Source organism: Pseudomonas sp. ENNP23 (assembly GCF_001728945.1).
In the GTDB taxonomy this organism is placed as follows: Bacteria; Pseudomonadota; Gammaproteobacteria; order Pseudomonadales; family Pseudomonadaceae; genus Metapseudomonas; species Metapseudomonas otitidis.
The window spans coordinates 1-17251 of sequence record NZ_LYSP01000069.1 but is presented as its reverse complement, the minus strand read 5'-3'; the positions used below and the strand labels follow the sequence as shown (position 1 = coordinate 17251).

The window sequence follows — 17251 nt, the reverse complement described above, 5'->3', positions numbered from 1 at the left end:
CCCTGGGTTGATGCGGTTCGCACAGCGCACCGCATCCTGCGGCTGCTCGGTTCGTAGGATGGGCTGAGCTGTGCGAAGCCCATCGTGTCCCGGCAGGTGATTCCCGGCGAAACGCCGTTAGGTGGATCGCGCTCCATCGATCCACCGCCGCCGCCGCGCCGGGTGCCTCGGGTTGATGCGGTTCGCACAGCTCATCGCATCCTACGGCTGCTCCATTCGTAGGATGGGCTGAGCTGTGCGAAGCCCATCGTTGCGGGGCTGTGTGCTTCACCGATCTGCCTAATTGCTGGGGTGTACAGGCACAAAAAGGAGCCTTCCCTGGCCCCTTGCAGAAACGTGTGTGGAGTGCCGGTTACTTCTCCCAATCCAAGGGGCAGGCGGTGCAGCCTTCCATGTTCACGCCCTGGAACGAGGCGTAGTGCTGGCGGGTGCCGCTGAGGTCGGCGTTTTCCAGGTTGGCGCCGGTGAGCTTGGCCTCCTGCAGGTTGGCGTCGTTGAGGCGGGCGCCCTTGAGGTCGGCACGGCTGAGGAAGGTCATCTCCAGGTCGGCCGCCTGCAGGTTCACGTCGTGCAGCTTGGCGCCGGAGAGGCGGGCGAATTCCAGGTAGGCGCCGGTCAGGTCGGCCCCCTTGAATTGCGCGCCCTGGCCGAACAGGCCCCAGCCCTGGATGGCCATCAGGTGCGCATCGCTGAGGTCGGCCAGGCGCAGGTTGGTCTGCTGCAGGCTGGCGCGGGTGAGGTTGGCGCCCACCAGCCGGGCCTTCTCCAGGTTGGCCAGGTCGAGGTTGGTGTGGCGCAGGTTGGCACCGGCCAGGTTGGCCCCAGACAGGTCGATGCGGCGCAGGTCCAGGTTGCTCAGGTCGGCGTTGGACAGGTTGGCCCCCGGGCAGCGGGCGCCGGGCTCCAGGCGGCAACCGTCGATCACGCGCACGGCGTCGGCATCGCTGTCGGCGGCGGCAGGCTGGGTGGATTCGGGCTGGGCCCAGGCGAGGCCGAAGACCAGCATGAGCAGGGGAAGGAACATGGGCAGGTAGTTCATGGCGGCTCCCGGAGCGAGAACCGGCGCACCCGAGGGCGCGCCGGTCAGGATGGTCAGCGGCTGGCGGTCTTGTTGTCCCAGCTCGGCAGCTTGAACACCCAGAACGAGCCGCCCTGGGCGACCGGCTTGGTCAGCTCGGCCATGTCACCGCCCCACAACGGCACGGCACCGCCGTAGCCGACGGTCACGCCGATGTACTGCTCGCCATCCTGTTCCCAGGTGATGGGCGGGGAGACGATCCCGCTGCCGGTCTGGAACTTCCACAGCTCCTTGCCGGTTTTCGCGTCGAAGGCCTTGAAGAAGCCGTCACCGGTGCCGGTGAACACCAGGTTGCCCTTGGTGGCCAGCACGCCGGCCCACAGCGGCAGGTGCTCGTTGTGCTCCCACACCACCTTGCCGGTGGTCGGGTCCATGGCGCGCAGGCTGCCGACGTGGTCGTCGTACATGCGCTTGATGCGGAAGCCCATACCCAGGTAGGCGGAGCCCTTCTTGTAGTTCACCTCCTCGGTCCAGTAGTCCTCCTTCCAGTTGTTGGCCGGCACGTAGAACAGGCCGGTGTCCTGGCTGTAGGCCATCGGGTTCCAGTTCTTGCCGCCGAGGAAGGGCGGGGAGACTTCCACCGGCCTGCCGTGCTTCTGGCCCGGCTCGGGCAGCGGCGGGCGCTGGCCCTCGTTCTCCACCGGGCGACCGGTCTTCAGGTCGATGTGGCTGGCCCAGGTGATGTTGTCGACGAAGGGGAAGGCGTTCTGCAGCTTGCCGTTGCTGCGGTCCACCACATAGAAGAAGCCGTTGCGGTCGGCGTGGGCGGTGGCCTTCACCGTCTTGCCGTCCTTGCCCTTGTAGTCGAACAGCACCAGCTCGTTGTTTCCGGAGAAGTCCCAGGCGTCGTTCGGGGTGTGCTGGTAGAACCACTTCACCTCGCCGGTGCTCGGGTCCACGCCCACCTGGCCGGAGGTGTAGAGGCTGTCGTAGTCCTGGGGGTTGCCGCCCTTGGCGGTGCGTGCCCAGGTGTTCCACGGGCCGGGGTTGCCGGCGCCGACGATGATGGTGTTGGTCTCGGCGTCGAAGCTGGCGCTCTGCCAGGGGGCGCCGCCGCCGTGGCTCCAGGCTTCCACCTTGCCGGTGGGGGAATCCTTGTCGTCCGGCCAGGAGGGGGCCTTCACGTCGCCGGTGGGGGTGCTGTCCTTGCCGTTCAGGCGGCCCATGTGGCCCTCGACGAAGGGGCGCATCCAGACTTCCTCGCCGGTGTCCGGGTCGCGGGCGAACAGTTGGCCGACCACGCCGAATTCGTCACCGGAGCTGCCGTGGATGAGCAGCACCTTGCCGGTCTTCTGGTCCTTGATGAGGGTCGGCGCGCCGGTCATGGTGTAGCCCGCCGTGTGGTCGCCGAATTTCTTGTTCCACACCACCTTGCCGGTGTCCTTGTTCAGCGCCACCAGGCGGCCGTCCAGGGTGCCGAAGAAGATCTTGTCGCCGAAGATCGCAGCGCCCCGGTTGACCACGTCGCAGCACGGGCGGATGTCGGCCGGCAGGCGGTGGTTGTAGACCCACAGGCGCTTGCCGGTCTTGGCGTCCAGCGCGAACACGCGGGAATAGGACGCGGTGACGTAGATCACCCCGTCGCTGACGATGGCCTGGGACTCCTGGCCGCGCTGTTTCTCGTCACCGAAGGAGGAGGACCAGGCCGGCACCAGCTTGAACACGTTCTGGTCGTTCACCTGGGCCAGGGGGCTCCAGCGCTGGGCATTGGTGCCCATGCCGTACTGCAGCACGTCCTTGACCGAGACATGGTCGTTGGCGATGTCTTCCCAGGTGACGTTCTTGGCGAAGGCAGCGCTGGTGGCAGCCAGGCCGCCGGCGAGGAGCAGACCCTTGACGGCGAGGGCCAGCGGGGAGCGGGGGAGCGATCTTGTTGTCATCTTTGTGGTTCCCGTGGTCGTTGAGGACCAGTGCGCCACCTGGCGTCCTGGCGTATCGCATAGTGGAAGCGACCCCCTTGCCGGGATACGGAAAAACTCCCGCGATGGCCGGGAAAAATTCCCGGTCCGGACATGACTTGGACGTGCTGCCAAAGCCTCCCCCGGCACCTCCCCGGGGCCTGCTACCAAGGGCGTAGCGCGCGCCCACCAAAGCAGCATTCGGGGCCCCCTGGGGGCCTCCTTACCATCCTCGGCACCACGCTCCAGGGGAGCGTTGCCTTGCCCTGCATCTCGATGAGGATGGACGTCATGCACAACAACAAGAACACCCTGCGCAGTCTGCTGCTGCTCGCCGGCCTGGGCCTTTCCGGCCTGGCCCTGGCCCACGGCGACGTGGTGCCCCAGGCGGTGAACACCGAAGGCCTCGAACCCCTGGGCAAGGAGTGGCGCGAAACCAACCCCTACCGCGCGCCCTACGAGAAGAACGCCCTGGCGGTGGAGATCGGTTCCTCGGCCTACAACCAGAACTGCGCCCGCTGCCACGGCCTGGAAGCCAAGTCCGGCGGCATCGCCCCCGACCTGCGCTACCTGGAGACCGACGCCAGCGGTGACGAGTGGTTCAAGGAGCGGGTGATCAACGGCGCCGTGCGCGATGGGGCCGTGTACATGCCGAAGATGGCCGACTTCCTCAGCCAGGAAGCGCTCTGGGCCATCCGCGCCTACCTGGAAAGCGTCCACGTGGACGAGTGAGCCATGCGCCGCTGGCTGCCACTGACCCTGGGGCTGTGCCTGAACGTCCAGGCCGCTCCCGATCCGGGCCCGGACCCGGTGCCCTCGGTGATGTGGGCCTACCACCACCCGCGCATCCTTGAAGGCGCCCCCTTCGTCTTCGACTCGCGCGTGGTGCTGCAGGCCCCGCCCTTCGCCGAGGACGCCCGGCAGGTGCCGATCCAGGTCGACGCCCGGGGGCTGCCCGGCCCGGTGCGGCGGCTGGTGGCCTGGGCCGAGCTGAATCCCATCCCGCGGATCTTCGACTTTCGCCCCGGCGAGCGGGTGCTGCCGGTGGTGGCCGTGCGCATCCGTGTCGAGCAAGCCACCGCCGTGCGGGTTGCCGCGCTCACCGATGACGGTGTCTGGCATGTCGGCTCCGCCTGGGTCGACGCCGCCGGCGGTGGCTGCACCGCGCCCAGCGTGGTGCGCGCCCAGCCGGGCTGGGAGCAGCGCCTCGGGCATATCCAGGGCGCCCGCTTCGCCCACGACGGCGCCAGCCGCCTGCGCCTGCGCATCGACCACCCCATGGACAACGGCCTGGTCGGCGGCGTGCCCGAGTTCTTCCTCAACCAGGCCGAACTGCGCAGCCCCAAGGGCGAGGTCCTCGCCAGCCTGGAGCTGTTCCCCGCCGTGGCCGAGAACCCCACCCTCAGCCTGGAGACCCGCACCCCGGAGCCGACCCACCTGTGGCTGAGGGACAATAACGGCAACGAGTTCGAGGCCGACTTCTGAACCCTGCGCTCAAGGAGATAGACGTGCGCCATCACCAGCCCCATCCCCGCGAACCACGGCCCGTGGCCACCCGCCCGGCGATGGGCCTGCTGGTGCTGGTGTTCCTGATCCTGCTGCCGCTGCTGTCCCGTGCCGAGCCGGAATACCCCCTGGAGCCCCGGCGCATCGCCGAGGGCACCTGGCTGCTGGAGGGCAGCACCGAGAACTTCAGCAGCGCCAACGGCGGCAACGTGGTCAACAGCGCCTTCATCGTCACCGATGCCGGCGTGGTGGTGATCGACACCGGCCCCTCGCGGCGCTACGGCGAAAGCCTGCGCCGTGCCATCGCCCGGGTCACCGAGCGCCCGGTGGTGTTGGTGTTCAACACCCATCACCACCCCGACCACGTGCTCGGCAACCAGGCCTTCGCCGACGTGCCCATCGCCGCGCTGCCCGGCACCACCGAACTGCTGCGCCAGCAGGGCGACGCCATGGCCGAGAACATGTACCGCCTGGTGGGCGACTGGATGCGCGGCACCGAAGTACGCCTGCCGGACCAGGCCGTGCAGGCGGGCACCCGCACCGTGGGCGGCCACCCGCTGCGCCTGCTGGCCCTGCGCGGCCACACCGGGGCCGACCTGGCCATCCTCGACGCGCGCACCGGCGTGCTGTTCGCCGGCGACCTTGTGTTCTATCAACGTGCCCTCACCACCCCCAACAGCCCGGGGCTGGAGGTCTGGCTCGACGACCTGCGCCAGCTCCAGGCGCTGCCCTGGAAGCACCTGGTGCCCGGCCACGGGCCGGGCACCGAGGACGCCGCCGCCTTCGAGCAGATGCGCGACTACCTGGGCTGGCTCGACGGCCTGCTGCGCGAGGGTGCGGCCCAGGGCGCGGACATGAACGAGTTGATCCGCGCGCCGATTCCCGAGCGCTTCGCCGCCGTCAGCCTCAGCCGCTTCGAGCTGGTGCGCAGCGTCAGCCACCTCTATCCCCGCTACGAACAGGCCGTGCTGCACAGTGCTACGAGCGAATGAGGAGGCCACCGCACCCATGGGCGCAAACCGTTGGAGCGGCGCGCTTCTAGCATCCACTCACCCTTGGCCCGTAAAAGTCCGGCGTCGGCCGTGTCCGTTCGTTTCAGCCGCCTGTTCCCGTGGGGACGCAGGGTCCCCAGGGTGGATTGCGCTTCAGCGTTCCACCGCCGTAGCCAGGCCGAGCGCCATGGGGATGGAGAAGCTATGTGCTGTGCGGGTTGGGCATCAGGCGATGCCCAGGCACATGTACTTCTGCTCGATGTAGTCGTCGATGCCGTATCTGGAGCCTTCGCGGCCGAGGCCGGATTGCTTGATGCCGCCGAAGGGGGCGACTTCGGTGGAGATGAGGCCTTCGTTGACGCCGACCATGCCGTATTCGAGGGCTTCGCTGACCCGCCAGGCGCGGCCGAGGTCGCGGGTGTAGAGGTAGGAGGCGAGGCCGAATTCGGTGTCGTTGGCCATGGCGATGGCCTGCTCCTCGGTGTCGAAGCGGAAGATCGGCGCCAGCGGGCCGAAGGTCTCGTCGCGGGCCACCAGCATGTCCGGGGTCACCTCGCCGAGCACGGTGGGCTCGAAGAAGTGGCCGCCCAGGACATGGGGCTTGCCGCCGGCCAGGACACGGGCGCCCTTGGCGACGGCGTCGGCGATGTGTTCCTCCACCTTGGCCACGGCCTTGGCGTTGATCAGCGGGCCCTGCTGGGCGCCGTCGTCATCGGCCGGGGCCACCTTGAGGGCATTGACCGCCGCCACCAGGCGCCGGGCGAATTCGTCGTGCACGCCGCTTTGCACCAGCAGGCGGTTGGTGCAGACGCAGGTCTGCCCGCTGTTGCGGAACTTGGAGCCGAGGGCGCCCTGCACGGCGGCGTCGAGGTCGGCGTCGTCGAAGACGATGAAGGGCGCGTTGCCGCCCAGTTCCAGGCTGACCTTCTTGATGGTCTCGGCGCACTGGGCCATCAGCAGCTTGCCGATGCCGGTGGAGCCGGTGAAGGAGAGCTTCTGCACCCGCGGGTTGCCGGTCAGTTCGGCGCCGATCTCCCGCGAGCGGGTGCCGGGGACGATGTTCAGCACCCCGGCGGGAATCCCGGCGCGTTCGCCGAGCGCGGCCAGGGCGAGGGCGGACAGCGGCGTCTCCGAGGCGGGCTTGAGCACCACGGTGCAGCCGGCGGCCAGGGCCGGGCCGACCTTGCGGGTGATCATGGCGTTGGGGAAGTTCCACGGGGTGATGGCGGCGACGACGCCGATGGCCTGCTTGATCACCACCAGGCGGCGGCCGGGCTTGTCGTGGGGGATGACGTCGCCGTAGACGCGCTTGGCTTCTTCGGCGAACCACTCGATGAAGCTGGCGCCGTAGGCGATCTCGCCCCGGCTCTCGGCCAGGGGCTTGCCCTGCTCCCAACTGAGCAGGCGGGCCAGGTCCTCCTGGTTGGCCAGGATCAGCTCGTACCAGCGACGCAGGATCGTGCTGCGCTCCTTGGCGGTGCGCGCGCGCCAGGCGGGCAGGGCGGCCTGGGCGGCGTCGATGGCGCGGGCGGTTTCCACCCGGCCGAGGGAGGCGACTTCGGCGATCAGCTCGCCGTTGGCCGGGTTGGTCACGGCGAAGCGGCCTTCGTCGTCGGCTTCGATCCACTGGCCGTTCACGTAGGCCTGTTCGCGCAGCAGGTTGAGGTCGTTGAGTTTCATCGGTCTGCCTTGTTTCGGACGGTCGTCGCCCGTTCCCGGCGCTGCGCGCAGCACCGGGGCGGACGTTGATGGGGGTGGGTCGGGAATGCGGGTCAGTAGACGCTGCCGGCGCTGGGCGGCGGCGCGGGCGTGCCCTTGAAGCGGCTGGCGAGGCCTTGCAGGGCGTTCATCAGCAGGCTGGTGTCGACGCCGACGGCGACGAAGCTGCAGCCCAGCGCCAGGTAACGGCGGGCCAGGGCTTCGTCAGCGCTGAGGATGCCGACGGCCTTGCCGGCCTGGCGGATGCGGGCGATGGCGTCTTCGATGGCGGCCTGCACCTCGGGGTGGCCGGGGTTGCCGCGATAGCCCATGGCGGCGGAGAGATCGGCCGGGCCGATGAACACGCCGTCCACGCCCTCCACGGCGGCGATGGCGTCGAGGTTGGCCAGGCCGTCGAGGTTCTCGATCTGCACCAGCAGGCACATCTGCTCGTCCGCCTGGTCCAGGTAGCCGGGCACGCTGTTCCAGCGCGAGGCGCGGGCCAGGGCGCTGCCGACGCCACGGATGCCGAAGGGCGGGTAGCGCATGGCACGCACCAGTTCGGCGGCCTGGGCGGCGGAGTCCACCATGGGCACCAGCAGGGTCTGCACGCCGATGTCGAGCAGTTGCTTGATCAGCACCGGGTCGCCGATGGGCGGGCGGATGATCGGCTGGGCGGGGTAGGGCGCCACGGCCTGCAACTGGCCGAGCAGGCTGCGCAGGTCGTTGGGGGCGTGCTCGCCGTCGATCACCAACCAGTCGAAGCCGGCGTTGGCGGCCAACTCCGCGCAGTACGGGTCGGCCAGGCCGAGCCACAGGCCGACCTGGGCGTCACCGGCCAGTAGGCGTTGCTTGAATGTGTTGACGGGCATGTCCATGGGGACTCCTTGTGGGCGGGTCTCAGACGAAGCGGCAGGCAATCGAGCCCAACTGATCGTAGTCGACATGGAAGGTGTCGCCGGGGCGGGCGGCCACCGGGCGGGTGAAGGAGCCGCCGAGAATGATCTGTCCGGCTTCCAGGGTGACGTCGTAGGGCGCCAGTTTGTTGGCCAGCCAGGCAACGCCCTTGGCCGGGTGGTTGAGCACAGCGGCGGAGACGCCGGATTCCTCGATCACGCCATTGCGGTAGAGCACGGCGGGCACGCGGCGCAGGTCGATCTCGGTGGGGCGCACGGCGCGCCCGCCCATCACCACGCCGGCGTTGGCGGCGTTGTCGGAGATGGTGTCGAAGACCTTGCGGGTGGCCTGGGTCTGCGGGTCCACCTGCTGGATGCGGGCGTCGATGATCTCCAGGGCGGGGATGACCCACTCGGTGGCGTCGAGCACGTCGAACAGGGTGACGTTCGGCCCGCGCAGCGGCTTGCCGAGGACGAAGGCCAGCTCCACTTCCACGCGGGGGACGATGAAGCGCTCGAAGGGGATGTCGGTGCCTTCGTCGAAGAACATGTCATCCAGCAGCGCGCCGTAGTCCGGCTCGGTGATGTTGGAGGACACCTGCATGGCGCGGGAGGTGAGGCCGATCTTGTGGCCTACCAGCTTGCGCCCGTCCTGGATCTTCTGCGCCACCCAGGCGCGCTGGATGGCGTAGGCGTCTTCGAGGGTGATGCCGGGGTGGTCCAGGGAGAACTGGCGGATCTGCTGCCGCGAGCGTTCGGCGGCGTCGAGTCGGGCGGCGGCCTGCTGGATCAGGGTGGCGTCGAGCATGGTGGGGTCTCTCTTAGCGTGGGTTGACCAGGGCGGCGGGGGTGCGCAGCACCAGTCCGGCGCCGAGGGCGATGAAGAAGGCCAGGACGAACAGCGCGAGGCTGGCGCTCTGGGTGGTGTCGCGCATCCAGCCGATGAGGTAGGGCGCGAGGAACGAGGCGATGCTGCCGAAGGAGCTGATCAGGCCGATGCCGGCGGCCTGGGCCTTGTCGGAGAGGAAGGCCGGCGGCAGTTGCCAGAACATCGGCAGGGCGGCGCTGGCGCCCATGCCGGCGACGATCAGGCCGGCCAGCACGGGGATCGCGCTGGTGGGTGCGAGGCCGCTGCTGGCGATGCCGATGGCGCACATCAGCAGCGGCACGCAAAGGTGCCAGCGGCGTTCACGGTGGCGGTCCGAGGAGCGGCCGCAGGCGAGCATGAAGAACACCCCGGCGAGGTAGGGCACGGCGCTGAGCAGGCCGACCTGGCTGTCGCGGGCGACGCCGGCGCCGTGGATCAGGGTGGGCATCCAGAAGGCCAGGGTGTTCACCGCGAGCATCACGGCGAAGTAGATGGCCACCAGCAGCCAGACGTGGCGGTCGCGCAGGATGCCGGCGAAGGAGGTGATCGGCTTGCGCTGTTCCTCCTGGGCCATGTCTTCGCGCAGTTGGCGCTTCTGGGCGTCGTCGAGCCAGGCGACGTCATCGAAGCGCTCCGGCAGGCGCGCCCAGACCAGCAGGCCGAGCAGCACCACGGGGGCGCCTTCGAGGAGGAACATCCACTGCCAGCCGCGCAGGCCGAGGGCGTCGTGGAAGCCTTCGAGGATGGCGCCGGACAGCGGCCCGCCGATGACCCCGGCCATGGGCACGGCGATGGCGAACAGGGCGGTGATCTGCGCGCGGCGGCGGGCCGGGTACCAGCGGTTGAGGTAGACGAGGATGCCGGGGAAGAAACCGGCCTCGGCGACCCCCAGCAAAAAGCGCAGGACGTAGAAGCCGGTGGCGCCCTGCACCAGGAACATGCTGGTGGAGAGCACGCCCCAGACCACCATCAGGGTGGCGATCCAGCGGCGCGGGCCGACGCGGTCGAGGGCGAGGTTGCTGGGCACGCCGAACAGGGCGTAGGCGATGAAGAACAGACCGGCGCCGAAGCCGTAGACGGTGTCGCTGAACTGCAGGTCGGCGCTCAGTTGCATCTTGGCGAAGCCGATGTTGATGCGGTCCAGGTGGGCGAACAGGTAGCACACCAGCAGCAGCGGCATGAGCCGCCAGGTGACGGTGCGGTGGGTGGTGTCGCGGGTGGCGTGGTCAGCGCCGGTGGGGCAGGCGGTGTGGGCGGTGCTCATGGTCTTGTACTTCTTGTTGGGAGTCGCGTCGGGGTGCGCGGCGCGGGGCGTTGCCACCCCGCACCGGCGGTGGGCCGGGGGTCAGCCGGCCTGGCCCTTGAGGAAGGCGTGGACGTTGTTGAGCTTGTAGTTGAGCTCGGCGTCCAGCTCGGTCATCTCGAAGGAGAGGGCCAGCAGGCGCCGGGCCTGGAGCGCGGCGAAGTGGCCGCTGATCACCTCGAACAGCGCATCGGCCACCTGGCGGCGGGTGGCCAGGTCGCGGCCGGCGCCCACCTTCAGGGTCATGTGGACGAAGGCGTAGTCGTGCTGGCCGTCGGCCATGCGCCAGGTGTCCAGGCGCACGGCACGGCTGCGGATGCCGCCGAGGGGGAAGACCCCGGAGGCGCCCAGGCAGGCGTGGACCTTCTCGAACAGGCCGGGCAGGTCGGCCTCGGCTTCGATGTTGTGGGTGTATTCGGCGATGAAGTGCGGCATGGCGCGGTCCTCAGAGGCGGCTGCCGGTGGGGTTGCCGCCGGGGTTGGAGGCCTGGGCGGCGGGAATGGCCGAGCCGTCCTGGGGGGTGACCGGGAAGATGGCGTTGATCTGGCCGGTGCCGGAGGAGCCGAAGTAGGGGGTCACGACCTCTGCCTTGCCGTCGTACTTCGACCAGCCCAGTGCCCCGAGCAGCATGGCGGTGTCGTGCATGAAGCCTTCGCCATGACCCTTGACGGCGTACTCGGGGAGCATGGCGCAGAAGTCCTCCCATTCGCCGTCCTGCCACATCTGCACCACGCGGTGGTCGAGGGTCTCCAGGAAGGGGCTCCAGACCTTGGTGGCGAACCCGGGGGCCTGGCCGTTCTGGGCGAAGCGGTGGGACAGCGAGCCGCTGGCGAGGAAGGCGACGTTGCCGTCGTAGTGCTTCTCCACGGCCTGGCGCATGGCCCAGCCGAGGCGGGCGCTGTCGTTGAGGTAGTGGGAGGTGCACAGGGCGGAGACGGAGATGACCTTGAAGTGGCGGTCGGTGTTCATGTAGCGCATGGGCACCAGGGTGCCGTACTCGGGGGCGAGGGTGGTGGCGTCGTGGGCCATGGTCTCCACGCCCAGGCGGTTGCATTCCTCGGCCAGCAGGCGGCCCAGCTCGGGGTTGCCGGGGAAGGCGTAGTCCATGTTGCTGATGAAGTGCGGCAGTTCGTTGCTGGTGTAGAGCCCTTCGAACTGGGCGGCGCAGTTGACGTGGTAGTTGGCGTTGACCAGCCAGTGGGTGTCGAACACCACGATGGTGTCGACGTTCAGTTCGCGGCAGCGGCGACCGATCTCGATGTGCCCGTCGATGGCGGCCTGGCGGAAGCCGTGGCGCGGGCCGGGCAGCTCCGACAGGTACATGGAGGGGACGTGGGTGATCTTGGCAGCCAGAGCAACGTTGCCCATGACGGTTCTCCTGGTGGCGGGCGCCTGGTGGGGCGGCCGGGATTCTTGTGGTTGTGGATGCACGCCAGCTGATACGACGCCCTGGGTGCCGGGACCCGGCACCTGGGCGTTCTGCATGAGTACCCGGCGTGGCTACACGCCCCAGCGGGGAATGTGGTGGCTCCCCATGGAGATGCACACGTTCTTGATCTCGGCGAACACTTCGAAGCTGTACTGGCCGCCTTCGCGACCGGTGCCGGAGCCCTTCACACCGCCGAACGGCTGGCGCAGGTCGCGCACGTTCTGGCTGTTGATGAAGACCATGCCGGCTTCGATGCCACGGGCCAGGCGGTGGGCCTTGCCGATGTCCTGGGTCCAGATGTAGGAGGCCAGGCCGTATTCAGTGTCGTTGGCCAGGCGCAGGGCCTCGGCCTCGTCCTTGAATTTCATCAGGCACACCACCGGGCCGAAGATCTCTTCCTGGGCGATGCGCATGCGGTTGTCCACGTCGGCGAAGACGGTGGGCTGGATGAACTGGCCCCTGGACAGGTGCGCGGGCAGGCCCGCCGGGCGCTCCAGGCCGCCGGCCAGCAGGGTGGCGCCTTCTTCGATGCCGATGCGGATGTAGCCGGTGACCTTGTCGTAGTGGGCCTGGGTGATCATCGAGCCGACCTGGGTCTTCGGGTCCTGCGGGTCGCCGACGATCAGGCGCTTGGCGCGGGCGGCGAACTCGGCGACGAAGCGGTCGTAGACGGTCTCCTGGATGAAGATGCGGCTGCCGGCGGTGCAGCGCTCGCCGTTGAGCGAGAAGATGGTGAACAGCGCGGCGTCGAGGGCGCGGTCGAGGTCGGCGTCATCGAAGATCAGCACCGGGGACTTGCCGCCCAGCTCCATGGAGTACTTCTTCAGGCCGGCGGTCTGCATGATCTTGCGGCCGGTGGCGGTGCCGCCGGTGAAGGAGATGGCGCGCACGTCCGGGTGGCGGACCAGGGCGTCGCCAGCGGTGGCGCCGTAACCCTGCACCACGTTGAGCACGCCCTTGGGAATGCCGGCTTCCAGCGCCAGGCGACCCAGTTCGTTGGCGGTCAGCGGCGACAGTTCGCTCATCTTCAGCACGGCGGTGTTGCCCAGGGCCAGGCAGGGCGCGGTCTTCCAGGTGGCGGTCATGAACGGCACGTTCCACGGGGAAACCAGGCCGCACACGCCCACCGGCTGGTAGAGGGTGTAGTTGAGCATCTGGTCGTCCACCGGGTAGCTGTGGCCGTCCATGCGGGTGCAGACCTCGGCGAAGAACTCGAAGTTGTGCGAGGCGCGGGGGATCAGCACGTTCCTGGTCTGGTGGATCGGCAGGCCGGTGTCCAGGGTCTCCAGCTCGGCCAGCTTGGGCACGTTCGCATCGATCAGCTCACCCAGCTTGCGCATCAGCTTGGCGCGCTCCTTGGCCGGGGTGTTGGCCCACTTGGGGAAGGCCTCCTTGGCGGCGGCGACGGCTGCGGCGATCTCTTCGGCGCCGCCGCTGGCGACTTCACCGATGGCGTCGCCTGTGGCGGGGTTGTAGTTGGTGAAGACTTCCTTGCTTTCGACCTCACGGCCATCGATCCAGTGCTTGATCATGTTCAGACCTCGTTGTTACGGGACGCGAAGAACTCGGCTTCGCTGACGATTCGGTTGACCAGGCGGCCGACGCCTTCCACTTCCACCACCACTTCATCGCCCGGCACCACGTCGGCCAGGCCCTCCGGCGTGCCGGTGGCGATCATGTCGCCCGGCTGCAGGGTCATGAAGCTGGAGAAGTATTCGATCAGGTAGGGGATGTCGAAGATCATGTCGGCGGTGGTGCCTTCCTGCTTCAGCTCGCCGTTGATCCAGGTGCGCAGCCTGAGCTTCGACGGGTCCGGCACGTCGGCGGCGTCGACGATCCAGGGGCCGACCGGGGTGGTGCAGTCGCGGTTCTTCACCCGCAGGTTGGGGCGGTAGTAGTTCTCCAGATAGTCGCGGATGGCGTAGTCGTTGCACACGGTGTAGCCGGCCAGGTACTGCAGGGCGTCCTCGCGCTTGACGTTGCGCGCGGGCTTGCCGATCACCGCCACCAGCTCGCACTCGTAGTGCATGTAGGCGACGTTGTCCGGGCGCCAGGTGACCTGGTTGTGGCCGGTGTAGGTGCCGGGGGACTTGATGAAGGCCAGCGGCTCGGTGGGCGCCTTGAAGGCCAGTTCGGCGGCGTGGTCGGCGTAGTTCAGGCCGAGGGCGAACATGCTGCCGGTGGCGGGGGGCAGCCACTCGACCTGGTCTTCGGCCAGCAGGCGGCCATCGGCGAGGCGGACGGCGTTGCCGTCTTCGACGGTCACGGTGTGGATGTCGCCCTGGTAACGGATACGTGCGTGTTTCATCAGGGACTCCTTTATTGCGCAACCGTTTGCGCAGTCATCTGCGCAACCACGGTGTTGGCGAGGCGGCCGAGGCCGTCGATTTCCACCAGCACCTCGTCGCCGGGCTGTACGTCGACGCGGCCTTCCGGGGTGCCGGTGATCAGCACGTCGCCTTCGTGCAGGGTCATGAACTCGCTGATCTCGGCGATCAGCTGGGGGATGCTGCGCACCAGGTTGGCGGTGCTGTTCTCCTGGCGCAGCTCGCCGTTCACCCGCAGGCGGATGCCCAGGGCGTGCGGGTTGCCGATGCTCTCGACCGGTACCAGCTCGTCGGAGAGGGCGCAGAAGCCGTCGCGGCACTTGGCTTTCACCGCCGGGCGGTAGTAGCTCGTTTCCGGCAGGCTGAACTCGTTGACGATGACGTAGCCGGCCACGTGGGCCAGGGCGTCCTCGGCGCTGACGCGGCTGGCGTCGCGGCCGATCACCACACCCAGGGCCGGGCCCGGCTGCAGGCGCTCGCCCGCCGGGAAGGGCACGGTGCCGCCGTCGTGGTTGCGGGTGTTCGGGGTCTTGATGAAGAGCACCGGCTTGACCGGCGGCTTCTGGTAGGGCGGCTCGTTGAACTCGGGCAGTCGGCTTTCCAGCAGCCCCCTGTAGTTCAGCGCGACGCCGAACAGGGTGCCTTGGGCGACTTCGCTAGTGGCGCGACGCATGGATCTGTTCACTCCTGACGCAGGTGGGGCAGGGCCCCGATGAAAAAACCAGGTGGGCTCGACGGTGGGAGCGCAGCACCTGAAAACCGTTAACTCATTAACAGGTTAACTTTTATAGTTAATATGTTAACGACAATCAAGCCTTGGTCGTGCGATCGGGCTGTGGCTATTTAAAGCGCGGAGGGCAAACGGGACTTGTCGCTGGCTGCCAAACCGAGTTGCACCGGGTTGCCAGGCGGGGGCTTACAGGCTGTGGCAGCAGGAAGGTAATTGCCTCGGTTCGGCGGTTGTTGATTAAATTCTTCACCTTCACTTCCCACCGAGACCGCCTGATGTCGACCCCACGACCGTCCCTGACCCTGACCCTGCTGCAGGCCCGCGAGGCCGCCATGGCCTTCTTCAGGCCGCTGCTCAACCAGCACGGGCTGACCGAGCAGCAGTGGCGGGTCATCCGCATCCTGCGCCAGTCCGGCGAGATGGAAAGCCACCAGCTGGCGCAGCAGGCCTGCATCCTCAAGCCGAGCATGACCGGCGTGCTGGCGCGCCTGGAGCGTGATGGCGTGGTGCGCCGCTGGAAGTCCGCCCAGGACCAGCGCCGGGTCTTCGTCGGCCTGACCGAGAAGGGCCAGCAGTGCTTCGTGTCCATGAGCGATGGCATGGAGCGCAACTACCAGAAGATCCACCAGCAGTTCGGCGAGGCCAAGCTGCAGCAGCTCCTGGACCTGCTCAACGAGCTGAAGCAGATCAAGCCCTGAGCCCCGCGGAGGCGGCCACGATGGCGGTGTCCTCGCCCATCCCCAACATCGACATCGGCCAGGTCTATGACCAGCGCTACGCCGATGCCGACGTGCACTACGAGGCGCTCGGCAAGCTCGCCGACTTCTTCGGCCGCAACATGCCGGTGCACCGCCACGACCGCTTCTTCCAGGTGCACTACGTCAAGAGCGGCACCGTGCGGGTGTTCCTCGACGACGAGGGCTTCGTCCAGGAAGGGCCGATGTTCTTCCTCACCCCGCCCACCGTCACCCACGCCTTCGTCACCGATGCGGAAAGCGACGGCCATGTGCTGACCGTGCGCCAGCAACTGGTGTGGCCGCTGCTGGAGGCCCACGCCGGGCTTGCCAGCGGCCCGCGCATCGCGCCGTTGTGCGTGTCGGTGGGGGCGCTGGAGTCGCGCTACGAAGGGGAGGTGGCGCGCCTGAACCTGTTGTTCGACGAACTGCGCCAGGAGTTCGCCGACAGCCGACCGGGCCGCGCCCTGAGCCTGGTGGCACTGACCGAGCTGATCTTCATCAGCCTGTTGCGCCTCTCCAGCCGCTCCCTGGCCGCCCAGCCGGCCCGCCGCGAGGACCTGCACATCTTCCAGCGCTTCAACGTGCTGATCGAACAGCGCTATCCCGAGCACTGGGGCCTGGGCCAGTACGCCGATGCCCTGGGCGTGACCGAGGCACGGCTCAACGAGGTGTGCCGACGCATCGCCGGCATGCCCTCCAAGCGCCTGGTGTTCGAACGGCTGATGCAGGAAGCGCGGCGCCTGCTGCTGTTCACCGGGGAGTCGGTGAACGGCATCGGCTACCGCCTGGGCTTCAAGGACCCGGCCTACTTCAGCCGCTTCTTCACCCGCCACGCCGGGATGACCCCGGGGGCCTACCGCAGCAGCCGAGGGACGGAATGAAATGAGCGTGCTGATCGTCGTAAGGGCGCCTCTAGAAACGTAGGCGAGGCCGTCAGCGCAAGGCAAAAACAGGCGAAAAAGCGCAGTTTACGTACTGTAAATGAGCATTTTGAGCCTGTTTTTAACGCGGCGATGACAACGCAGGTAGTTTCTAGAGGTGCCCTTCAGTGGCTTGCCGGGCACCGGCAAGACCGTGCTCGCATCGCGCCTGGCCCGCGAACTGGGCGCGGTGTACCTGCGGCTCGACGTGATCGAACAGGCCATCCGCGATGCCGACATCGCCGCCGACGTGGGCACCAGCGGCTACCGCGTGGCCAATGGCCTGGCCCTGGGCAACCTGCGGCTGGGGCATCGGGTGGTGGTGGATTGCGTCAACCCGGTGGCCGAGAGCCGCCAGGCCTGGGCACAGGTGGCAGCCGACGCCGGTGCGAGGCTGTGCGACGTGCAAGTGATCTGCAGTGATGCGGCCGAGCACCGGCGCCGGGTCGAGACGCGCCAGGGCGACATTCCGGGCCTGGTGCCGCCCACCTGGGCGTCCTTGCAGCGGCATGAGTTCGACCCGTGGGACAGCCCGCCCTTCACCGTCGACACGGCCCGGCTGACGGTGGACGCGGCGCTGGAGGCGATCCGGGCCGTGCTGCGCTGAAGTGATAAATGGCGCCCTCCGCTCGCGCCTCCTTGCTCTGTAAAGAACGATTACAAATTTCGTTGTGCCAGCGTTCACGAGGGTTAGCGCGGTGCTGCGCAAGAAGTTGCGCAGGTTAGGTCTGCTAGGTTCCGGCGCTCATCTCGAAGCGGTCAGTGGGGCTTTGGTTTTGAGATTCCTCAAGGCCATAGGCCAGCCGTGTCGAGTTTCAGTCACCGGATACAGGGAAGTGCTCCATGAGTGGAAAACCTGCTGCCCGCA

17 protein-coding genes are annotated in these 17251 nt (G+C 68.1%); 6 read left to right on the top strand and 11 right to left on the bottom strand.

Going from position 1 to position 17251, the window contains the following annotated elements:
* Positions 1 to 352: 352 nt before the first annotated feature.
* Positions 353 to 1039, bottom strand: a complete 687-nt coding sequence (locus A9G05_RS25260; RefSeq protein ID WP_069563564.1) for a pentapeptide repeat-containing protein — start codon at positions 1037 to 1039, stop codon at positions 353 to 355.
* 53 nt (positions 1040 to 1092) lie between these two features.
* Positions 1093 to 2958 carry a quinoprotein ethanol dehydrogenase gene (gene exaA, locus A9G05_RS25255; protein WP_069563563.1) on the bottom strand — a complete coding sequence of 622 codons (1866 nt, stop codon included), beginning with the start codon at positions 2956 to 2958 and terminating at the stop codon, positions 1093 to 1095.
* 309 nt (positions 2959 to 3267) lie between these two features.
* Between exaA and pedF the strand changes: the two genes are divergently transcribed.
* From pedF to A9G05_RS25240, 3 genes are all read left to right on the top strand, one after another.
* Positions 3268 to 3708: a cytochrome c-550 PedF gene (pedF, locus tag A9G05_RS25250; RefSeq protein WP_069563562.1), complete on the top strand. Its 441-nt coding sequence runs from the start codon at positions 3268 to 3270 to the stop codon at positions 3706 to 3708.
* A 3-nt stretch (positions 3709 to 3711) separates the two neighbouring features.
* Positions 3712 to 4461, top strand: a complete 750-nt coding sequence (locus tag A9G05_RS25245) for a quinoprotein dehydrogenase-associated SoxYZ-like carrier (protein WP_083272670.1) — start codon at positions 3712 to 3714, stop codon at positions 4459 to 4461.
* 80 nt (positions 4462 to 4541) lie between these two features.
* Positions 4542 to 5474 (top strand): quinoprotein relay system zinc metallohydrolase 1, encoded by a 933-nt coding sequence (locus tag A9G05_RS25240; RefSeq protein WP_069563565.1) that lies wholly within the window; start codon positions 4542 to 4544, stop codon positions 5472 to 5474.
* A 225-nt stretch (positions 5475 to 5699) separates the two neighbouring features.
* Here the strand turns inward: A9G05_RS25240 and A9G05_RS25235 are convergent, their stop codons facing one another.
* The 9 genes from A9G05_RS25235 to A9G05_RS25195 form a co-directional block, all read right to left on the bottom strand.
* Positions 5700 to 7154 carry an NAD-dependent succinate-semialdehyde dehydrogenase gene (locus A9G05_RS25235; RefSeq protein ID WP_069563561.1) on the bottom strand — a complete coding sequence of 485 codons (1455 nt, stop codon included), beginning with the start codon at positions 7152 to 7154 and terminating at the stop codon, positions 5700 to 5702.
* Positions 7155 to 7246: 92 nt separating this feature from the next.
* On the bottom strand, positions 7247 to 8050 hold the full coding sequence (gene hpaI / locus A9G05_RS25230; RefSeq protein WP_069563560.1) for a 4-hydroxy-2-oxoheptanedioate aldolase: 804 nt from the start codon (positions 8048 to 8050) through the stop codon (positions 7247 to 7249).
* Between the two features lie 22 nt (positions 8051 to 8072).
* Positions 8073 to 8876, bottom strand: a complete 804-nt coding sequence (hpaH, locus tag A9G05_RS25225) for a 2-oxo-hept-4-ene-1,7-dioate hydratase (RefSeq protein WP_069563559.1) — start codon at positions 8874 to 8876, stop codon at positions 8073 to 8075.
* A 13-nt stretch (positions 8877 to 8889) separates the two neighbouring features.
* The gene (locus A9G05_RS25220) at positions 8890 to 10200 is read right to left on the bottom strand and encodes an MFS transporter (protein WP_069563558.1); all 1311 of its coding nucleotides are present in this window, start codon (positions 10198 to 10200) and stop codon (positions 8890 to 8892) included.
* 81 nt (positions 10201 to 10281) lie between these two features.
* Positions 10282 to 10674, bottom strand: coding sequence for a 5-carboxymethyl-2-hydroxymuconate Delta-isomerase (locus A9G05_RS25215; protein WP_044405200.1), 393 nt, complete (start codon positions 10672 to 10674; stop codon positions 10282 to 10284).
* Between the two features lie 10 nt (positions 10675 to 10684).
* A complete protein-coding gene (gene hpaD, locus A9G05_RS25210) occupies positions 10685 to 11608 on the bottom strand; it encodes a 3,4-dihydroxyphenylacetate 2,3-dioxygenase (protein WP_069563557.1) in 924 nt (307 codons plus the stop codon).
* A 132-nt stretch (positions 11609 to 11740) separates the two neighbouring features.
* Positions 11741 to 13201 carry a 5-carboxymethyl-2-hydroxymuconate semialdehyde dehydrogenase gene (hpaE, locus tag A9G05_RS25205; RefSeq protein WP_069563556.1) on the bottom strand — a complete coding sequence of 487 codons (1461 nt, stop codon included), beginning with the start codon at positions 13199 to 13201 and terminating at the stop codon, positions 11741 to 11743.
* 2 nt (positions 13202 to 13203) lie between these two features.
* Positions 13204 to 13977: a fumarylacetoacetate hydrolase family protein gene (locus A9G05_RS25200; RefSeq protein WP_069563555.1), complete on the bottom strand. Its 774-nt coding sequence runs from the start codon at positions 13975 to 13977 to the stop codon at positions 13204 to 13206.
* 11 nt (positions 13978 to 13988) lie between these two features.
* A complete protein-coding gene (locus A9G05_RS25195; RefSeq protein WP_069563554.1) occupies positions 13989 to 14669 on the bottom strand; it encodes a fumarylacetoacetate hydrolase family protein in 681 nt (226 codons plus the stop codon).
* Between the two features lie 332 nt (positions 14670 to 15001).
* Between A9G05_RS25195 and hpaR the strand changes: the two genes are divergently transcribed.
* The 3 genes from hpaR to A9G05_RS25180 all read left to right on the top strand — a co-directional run bounded on the left by hpaR (position 15002) and on the right by A9G05_RS25180 (position 16990).
* The gene (gene hpaR / locus A9G05_RS25190) at positions 15002 to 15424 is read left to right on the top strand and encodes a homoprotocatechuate degradation operon regulator HpaR (RefSeq protein ID WP_044405190.1); all 423 of its coding nucleotides are present in this window, start codon (positions 15002 to 15004) and stop codon (positions 15422 to 15424) included.
* A gap of 20 nt (positions 15425 to 15444) precedes the next feature.
* A complete protein-coding gene (hpaA, locus tag A9G05_RS25185; RefSeq protein ID WP_069563553.1) occupies positions 15445 to 16344 on the top strand; it encodes a 4-hydroxyphenylacetate catabolism regulatory protein HpaA in 900 nt (299 codons plus the stop codon).
* A 157-nt stretch (positions 16345 to 16501) separates the two neighbouring features.
* The gene (locus A9G05_RS25180) at positions 16502 to 16990 is read left to right on the top strand and encodes an AAA family ATPase (protein ID WP_069563552.1); all 489 of its coding nucleotides are present in this window, start codon (positions 16502 to 16504) and stop codon (positions 16988 to 16990) included.
* Positions 16991 to 17251 lie beyond the last annotated feature (261 nt).